This is a genomic window from Neisseria sp. HMSC069H12 (genome assembly GCF_001812735.1).
GTDB classification, from domain to species: Bacteria; Pseudomonadota; Gammaproteobacteria; order Burkholderiales; family Neisseriaceae; genus Neisseria; species Neisseria subflava.
Genome location: NZ_KV810278.1, coordinates 25,032 through 32,535 on the forward strand (window position 1 = coordinate 25,032; position 7,504 = coordinate 32,535).

Here is a 7,504-nt window from a genome sequence, read left to right on the forward strand (position 1 = left end):
AAAATCTTTGAAAACAGTTATTTTACTTTTTCGGCGTGGTTTAAACAATGTAAGGCCGTCTGAAAATAATGTCGGCGCAGAAGGACCGCCTGGGAACTTTTCTCCTGAAAACAAATCAAATATAATGATAATTATTTCTTTTAAAGGATCCACTCATGAACAAACGCGCTTTATTTGCCGCCCTCGCCCTCCTGCCCCTTTTTGCCCAAGCCGAAATCAAAACTATCAAAGACGTATTGGGACGCGAAGTCAAAGTCGATGTCCCTGTCAAACGCGCGGTTTTGGCGTTTTACTATCCCGACTATATCGCGGTAACGGGCGCGGACAAATTTAAAAACGTTATCGGCATTTCGCGTGAGTTTTGGGAGAAATTCAATCCCGGCAGCTGGGCGATGTTCAAACAGAAGCTGCCTACGCTGCAAAACATTGCGGACATCGGCAACATCAACACCGGCACGTTTTCACTGGAGAAAACGCTCGCGCTCAAGCCGGACGTATTGATTCTGGCCGACTGGCAGTATAAGGCCATCGCCACCCATCTGCCGCGCATTAAAGCGGCAGGCATACCCGTCGTCGTGGTCGATTTCAACGCCGAAACCGTCGCGCGGCACACGCGCAGTGCGGAAATTTTCGGCGAACTCAACGGTACGCAGGCGCGCGCCCAAAAAATTGCCGCCGAATACGCCCGAGGCATTGCCGACATCCAAAAACGCGTCGCACGCGCCAAGCAGTCCAAACCGAAAATCTATATCGAGTTCGGCGACAAAGGCCCGTCCGAATACAGCTACACCTTCGGCAAAGATATGTGGGGCGCGATTGCCGACACAGCAGGCGGCAACAATATCGCCGCGCCTTACGTTAAAAACTGGGGACCGATAAACCCTGAAAAATTCCTGACGGCCAAACCCGACGTCATCGTCATTTCGGGGACGGAAAACGGCCATAAAGACAAGCCTGACATTATGGCGATGGGCATAGGCATCAGCCAGGCCGATGCGCAACGCCGACTGGCCGGATTTGTCAAACGCAAAGGCTGGGCAGACATTCCTGCCGTCAAAAACAAACGCGTTTACGGCATCTACCACACCGCCTCCCGCTCGCTCGCCGATTTGGCCAGCGCGCAATTTATCGCCAAAACCCTGTATCCGCAGCAGTTTGCCGACATAGACCCAAACAAGACCTATCTGGACTTCTACCGCAAATACCTGCCCGTCGTGCCGGACGGTACGTTTTACATCCAATTGAAATAGCGGCTGCAAAAATCATTAGGTTCAGGCCGTCTGAAGATTCAGACGGCCTTTTACATGGATTACCGAAGGCTCAACCACCTATCCAATTCCAAACCGCATCGCTCCATTTGCCGATACGGTAGAGAAACAAAGAATAGCTCTCCTGCATCAGAAACTTGGCTTTCTTGCTGCGCTCGTCAAAGCGCGTGGTCGGGGTGGCGGAGAACTGTGCGTCTGACAAGCCCAAATCGGCGGCCATTTCTTCGGCGCGCGCCAAATGATACGGGTCGCTGACAACGATAATGCTGCCGACTCCGTTGGCGTGCATGATGGGGACGATATTGCGCAGGTTTTCGTAAGTGTTGCGCGACGTGTTTTCAAATAGGATATTGTGCGCCGGTATGCCCTGCTTGAGCGCGTATCGGCGCCCCACTTCGGCTTCGGTCATAAATCCTTTTTTGGGCGTACCGCCGGTGAAAATGATTTTGCCAACCCGATGGCTTTGGTAGAGCGCAATGGCGTGGTTGATGCGCTCACGGAATACCGGCGACGGGCGTTTGTCCCACGCCGCCGCACCCAACACCACCGCCGCATCGGCATGAGCGTCCTTCGGCAAGGTTTGCAAACCTGTCCGGTAAATCTGCCATGTGCCGGTCAAAAAAATACCGCACACCAGCAAAACGCTCAAAGCAAGGCCGCGAAACAGGTAGTATCGCAGGCCATTGCGGCTTTTAAGCAGGGAAATCATCTTCAGACGACCTTATCCAACCCCGTCAGCCGAGTAGGGCGGCAATGTTTTCCAACGGACGGCCGATGGCTGCGCGCGTAGGCGTGACCAAAACGGGACGCTCGAGCAGGGCAGGGTGTTCGGCGATTGCCTGAAGCAGGGCGGCATTGTCCAAATCAGGATTGTCCAAACCCAATTCTTTGTACAAATCGTCTTTCGTGCGCATCATGCCGCGCACCGATTCGATACCGAGTTTGGCAAACATATCCTGCAAAGTCGCCAAATCAGGCGCGGTATCCAGATATTTGACCACGTCGGCGGCAACGCCTTTTTCTTCGAGCAAAGCCAGCGCGGCACGCGATTTGCTGCAACGTGGGTTGTGATAAAGTGTGAATTCAGACGGCATGAAAGTCTCCATATTATTGCAAAATCATTCAATGATGGCGGTTATTATCGTCTGCAACTGATTTTTACTCAAACTTTTTACCTGATATCTTGATATGAATCGGTAGGCATACCCACCAAACCGTTTTACAATAAACCCAATTTCGATTGGCAACCTCAAGGATACAACCATGAAAGCCTTAACCGCCCTTCTCTTGTCCGCCACCGTTTTTACCGCTGCGCCGGCCTTTGCCGCCGAAGAAACGGCAGGTTGGCAGGACAACAAACCGCAAAGCCTGGAGTCACTCAAAGCCCCCGTGCGCGTGGTCAATCTTTGGGCAACCTGGTGCGGCCCCTGCCGTAAAGAAATGCCCGCCATGTCGGCATGGTACAAAGCTCAGAAAAAAGGCAGCGTCGATATGGTCGGCATCGCGCTGGATACGACCGACAACATCGGCAAGTTCCTGAAACAAACGCCGGTCAGCTACCCGATTTGGCGTTATACCGGCGCCAACAGCCGCAACTTCATGAAAGCCCACGGCAACAACGTCGGCGTATTGCCCTTCACTGTCGTCGAAGCGCCGAAATGCGGCTACAAACAAACCATCACCGGCGAAGTCAACGAAAAAAGCCTGACCGCCGCCGTGAATTTGGCCAAAACCAAATGTAAATAACACAGCGGATAAGGTGCTTAACCTACGCTGATACCGAGGCCGTCTGAAACCCAATCGTTCAGACGGCCCTTTTTCAAACCATATTGCTTTGTGTTGCAAACCGGCAGTGTCTCCACAGGCAGAACCGAGGTTTCACTATCAAAAAGCAGCCGAAATATTTATAATCTGTGAATATCCCCATTTTTTCAGACGGCATGTTGCTCTATCGATGACGCCGGCCGTCTGACTCCCTATTTTCAGGAAAACCCATGATCCGTTTCGAACAAGTTTCCAAAACCTATCCCGGCGGTTTCGAAGCCCTGAAAAATGTCAGTTTCCAGATTAACAAAGGTGAGATGATTTTTATCGCCGGCCATTCAGGCTCGGGCAAATCCACCATTTTGAAGCTGATTTCAGGCATTACCAAGCCTACCAAAGGCAAGGTTTGGTTCAACAATCAAGACCTCGGCACCTTGAGCGACAATCAGATCGGCTTTATGCGCCAACATATCGGCATTGTCTTCCAAGACCACAAAATCCTCTACGACCGCAATGTCTTGCAAAACGTTATCCTGCCTTTGCGGATCAGCGGCTACCAGCCGCGCAAAGCTGAAGAGCGCGCGCGTATTGCGATTGAGAAAGTCGGCTTGAAAGGCCGCGAAAACGATATGCCCATCACTTTGTCCGGCGGCGAACAACAACGTTTGTGCATCGCGCGCGCAGTGGTTCACCAACCCAGCCTACTGATCGCCGACGAGCCGTCCGCCAGCCTCGACCGCGCCTATGCGCTGGATATTATGGAATTGTTCAAAACCTTCCATGAAGCAGGCACGACTGTGATTGTTGCGGCGCACGATGAAACGCTGATGGCGGATTACGGCCACCGCGTCTTGCGCCTGCAGAAAGGACGTCTCGCATGAGTATGATTCATTACATCTCGTTACACGTCGAATCGGCACGCGCCGCGCTCAAAGAGCTTTTGCGCCAACCCATCGGCACGCTGCTGACCCTGCTCATGCTTGCCGTTGCCATGACCTTGCCGCTGTTTATGTATTTGGGTATCCAAAGCGGGCAAAGCGTATTGGGTAAACTCAACGAATCGCCACAGATTACGGTTTATATGGACACTGATGCAGCAAGTTCTGATGCCGATACGGTGAAAAACCTGCTCCAGCGCGACAGCCGTATCGATAAAGTCCGCTTTATCAGCAAGCAGGAAGGTTTGGAAGAATTGCAAACCAATCTCGACCAAAACCTCGTTTCCATGCTCGATGGCAACCCGTTGCCAGACGTCTTTATCGTTACGCCCGACCCTGCCACTTCTCCGGATCAGATGCAGGCCATCTATAAAGATATTACCAAACTGCCGCGCGTCGAATCTGCAACCATGGATACCGAATGGGTACAGACCCTTTATCGTATTAACGAATTTATCCGCAAGATTTTGTGGTTCCTCTCGCTGACTTTGGGCATGGCCTTTGTCTTGGTGGCACACAACACCATCCGCCTGCAAATCCTCAGCCGCAAGGAAGAGTTGGAAATCACCAAGCTGTTGGGTGCGCCCGCTTCCTTCATCCGCCGTCCTTTCCTTTATCAGGCAATGTGGCAGAGTATTTTCTCCGCCGCCGTCAGCTTGGGTTTGTCGGCTTGGCTGCTGGCCGAAGTACGGCCGCTGGTGGACGCGATTTTCAAACCCTACGGTCTGAACATCGGCTGGCGTTTCTTCACATTTAGCGAAGTGTCGCTGGTATTCGGCTTCGTCATCGCGCTGGGCATATTCGGCGCATGGCTGGCCACCACGCAACACCTCTTAGGCTTCAAAGCCAAAAAATAAGCCTTGGCAAACAGGCCGTCTGAACCATTCAGACGGCCTGAAATCTTATCCTTTCGCAACTTAAACAAACCTTGTGAAAATTTAATACTGCCAAATCTAACAGCAAGGGCATAATCCCTTATAATTGATGGTCTATTATCCATCTCATTTCATTTGTGCGGCATAAACCGTGCAGACAAATAACGAAAGACATCCTGTGGACAAACTCAAAATCTCTGCCAACGGCCCCCTCAACGGCGAAATCATCGTATCCGGCGCAAAAAACGCCGCCCTGCCGCTGATGTGTGCCGGTCTGCTGACTTCCGGCACTTTACGCTTGAAAAACGTACCCATGCTCGCCGACGTCAAAACCACCCAAAAACTGCTGCAAGGCATGGGCGCACGCGTTTTGACCGACAACATCTCCGAATTTGAAATCAACGGCGGCACCGTCAACAACACCTGCGCACCTTACGAGCTGGTAAAAACCATGCGCGCATCCATCTTGGTTTTGGGCCCGACCCTCGCTCGCTTCGGAGAAGCCCAAGTCAGCCTGCCCGGCGGCTGCGCCATCGGTTCGCGCCCGGTTGACCAACACCTCAAAGGCCTCGAAACCATGGGGGCGGAAATCACCATCGAACACGGTTACGTCAAAGCCAAAGGCCGTCTGAAAGGCACGCGCGTTACCATGGATGTCGTAACCGTCGGCGGTACCGAAAACCTGCTGATGGCGGCCACGCTTGCCGAAGGCACCACCATCCTCGAAAACTGCGCCATCGAACCCGAAGTCGTCGATTTGGCCGAATGCCTCGTCAAAATGGGCGCAAAAATCAGCGGCATCGGTACAGCAACCATGACCATAGAAGGCGTAAAAGAGCTGCACGGCTGCGAACACAGCGTCGTTCCCGACCGTATCGAAGCCGGTACCTTCCTCTGCGCCGTTGCCATGACCGGCGGCAAAGTCGTCCTGCGCAATGCCGCCCCCAAAACCATGGAAGTTGTGTTAAACAAACTGACCGAAGCCGGCGCCATCATCGAAGCAGGCGACAACTGGATTTCCATCGACATGCAGCAACGCCCCAAAGCCGTCGACATCCGCACCGTCGTCCACCCAGGCTTCCCAACCGACATGCAGGCGCAGTTTATGGCCATGAACGCTATTGCCGAAGGCAGCAGCCGCGTGGTGGAAACCATTTTTGAAAACCGCTTCATGCACGTTCCCGAACTCAACCGTATGGGCGCAGACATCACCACCGAAGGCAACACCGCCTACATCAAAGGCGTGGAAAAACTCTCCGGCGCCGTCGTGATGGCAACCGACCTGCGCGCCTCCGCCAGCCTCGTCATGGCCGGTTTGGTCGCAGATGGCGAAACCATCGTCGAACGCATCTACCACCTCGACCGCGGCTATGAATACATCGAGAAAAAACTCGGCGGCGTAGGCGCAAAAATCGAACGCGTACGCGGTTAAGAACCTTGTGTAAAAAAGGTCGTCTGAAAGCTTTTTCAGACGACCTTTACTGCTAAAGATTGCTTATTGATTTCTAAAACCGATTTAATCATCTAAAGTTAAGAGGCATATAAAAATGACCCTACGCAACAAATTCATCATTACGGCAATTTTATTGCTGCTTTCCTTGGTTGCCGGCAGCTACCTTTCCGGCTTTATCTTACTGCAATGGCTGGGACTGGATAAAACCCCGCTGGTACTGACGACATGGTTCAAATATTTCAATACGCTGCATCTTCCTCAGGTTGCAGCGTATTCTTTACAAATTAAGACATCAGGTATAGCCGGCTTCGGTCTGCCGCTGCTGGCCTACCTGTTCAGCCTCGTTCCCATATGGAGGACAGCTTCCCCCAGCCTGCACGGCGAGGCAAGGTTTTCAGGAATGTCGGACCTAGTAAAGGCAGGCTTTTTCAAGCAATCCGATACATCGTTAGTCGTCGGCAAATACAACGGCAAGCTGTTGCATTACAGCGGCCAGCAGTTTGCATTGCTGGCGGCACCGACCCGCTCGGGTAAAGGTGTCGGTATCGTGATACCGAACCTGTTGAGTTACAAAAGCTCGGTCGTAGTTTTGGATATCAAACAGGAAAACTTCAACCTGACCAGCGGCTACCGCAAAAAGGTATTGGGTCAGGAAGTCTATCTGTTCAACCCTTTTGCCGAGGATGGTAGGACGCACCGTTGGAACCCGTTTACCTATGTTTCTTCCGATCCCGACCAGCGGGTATCGGATTTGATGTCGATAGCGGCAATGCTGTATCCGGACGGGGACAGCCGGGACAAGTTCTGGGTGGCGCAGGCAAGGAATGCGTTTTTGGCGTTTTCGCTTTATTGTTTTGATTCATCGGTATACAAAAATACAAAATATGCGAAGCGTTTGAACTGGCAGGCAACCGTTAAAGAACCTCCCTGCACCTTAGGAAAAATCTACCGCCTTTCATCAGGCAACGGTACCGAACTCAAAGAATACTTTACCTCCCTATCTCAAAAACCCTTCCTCAGCCCAGCCGCCAAGACCGCCTTTTCCGGTTTAATCTCCCAAGAGAAGGAAACCTTCGGTTCCATCATGGGCACGTTTAAAGAGCCGCTCAACCCGTGGATCAACCCCGTCATTGACGCTGCCACTTCCGCCGACGATTTCCTGCTGACCGACGTACGCAAAAAGAAAATGACCGTCTATATCGGCAT

General features: G+C 52.3%; 8 protein-coding genes. 6 read left to right on the plus strand and 2 right to left on the minus strand.

Annotated elements, in window-relative coordinates; translation table 11 throughout:
* The first annotated feature begins 155 nt into the window (after positions 1-155).
* Positions 156-1,250, plus strand: coding sequence for an ABC transporter substrate-binding protein (locus tag HMPREF2872_RS05850; protein WP_070631988.1), 1,095 nt, complete (start codon positions 156-158; stop codon positions 1,248-1,250).
* Positions 1,251-1,320: 70 nt separating this feature from the next.
* On the opposite strand, the gene HMPREF2872_RS05855 is transcribed toward HMPREF2872_RS05850, so the two are convergent.
* A complete protein-coding gene (locus tag HMPREF2872_RS05855; protein WP_070631991.1) occupies positions 1,321-1,977 on the minus strand; it encodes a YdcF family protein in 657 nt (218 codons plus the stop codon).
* A 25-nt stretch (positions 1,978-2,002) separates the two neighbouring features.
* Positions 2,003-2,362, minus strand: a complete 360-nt coding sequence (gene arsC / locus HMPREF2872_RS05860) for an arsenate reductase (glutaredoxin) (protein ID WP_004519164.1) — start codon at positions 2,360-2,362, stop codon at positions 2,003-2,005.
* A gap of 169 nt (positions 2,363-2,531) precedes the next feature.
* Between arsC and HMPREF2872_RS05865 the strand changes: the two genes are divergently transcribed.
* The 5 genes from HMPREF2872_RS05865 to HMPREF2872_RS05885 form a co-directional block, all read left to right on the plus strand.
* Complete coding sequence (locus tag HMPREF2872_RS05865) at positions 2,532-3,014, plus strand: TlpA disulfide reductase family protein (RefSeq protein ID WP_070631994.1); 483 nt, start codon at positions 2,532-2,534, stop codon at positions 3,012-3,014.
* A 248-nt stretch (positions 3,015-3,262) separates the two neighbouring features.
* Entirely contained in the window at positions 3,263-3,913 is a 651-nt protein-coding gene (gene ftsE / locus HMPREF2872_RS05870; RefSeq protein WP_003681151.1) for a cell division ATP-binding protein FtsE, read from the plus strand.
* Complete coding sequence (ftsX, locus tag HMPREF2872_RS05875) at positions 3,910-4,827, plus strand: permease-like cell division protein FtsX (RefSeq protein ID WP_003686699.1); 918 nt, start codon at positions 3,910-3,912, stop codon at positions 4,825-4,827. The genes ftsE and ftsX overlap by 4 nt, the downstream gene beginning before the upstream one ends.
* 196 nt (positions 4,828-5,023) lie before the next feature.
* Complete coding sequence (gene murA, locus HMPREF2872_RS05880) at positions 5,024-6,277, plus strand: UDP-N-acetylglucosamine 1-carboxyvinyltransferase (RefSeq protein WP_070504121.1); 1,254 nt, start codon at positions 5,024-5,026, stop codon at positions 6,275-6,277.
* 115 nt (positions 6,278-6,392) lie between these two features.
* The coding region (locus tag HMPREF2872_RS05885) for a type IV secretory system conjugative DNA transfer family protein (RefSeq protein ID WP_168164756.1) at positions 6,393-7,504 on the plus strand (1,112 nt) is incomplete at its 3' end.

Coding starts and splice junctions, on each gene's coding strand:
- HMPREF2872_RS05850 (WP_070631988.1), top strand. CDS start 156: ATGAACAAACGCGCTTTATTTGCCGCCCTCGCCCTCCTGCCCCTTTTT.
- HMPREF2872_RS05855 (WP_070631991.1), bottom strand. CDS start 1,977: ATGATTTCCCTGCTTAAAAGCCGCAATGGCCTGCGATACTACCTGTTT.
- arsC (WP_004519164.1), bottom strand. CDS start 2,362: ATGCCGTCTGAATTCACACTTTATCACAACCCACGTTGCAGCAAATCG.
- HMPREF2872_RS05865 (WP_070631994.1), top strand. CDS start 2,532: ATGAAAGCCTTAACCGCCCTTCTCTTGTCCGCCACCGTTTTTACCGCT.
- ftsE (WP_003681151.1), top strand. CDS start 3,263: ATGATCCGTTTCGAACAAGTTTCCAAAACCTATCCCGGCGGTTTCGAA.
- ftsX (WP_003686699.1), top strand. CDS start 3,910: ATGAGTATGATTCATTACATCTCGTTACACGTCGAATCGGCACGCGCC.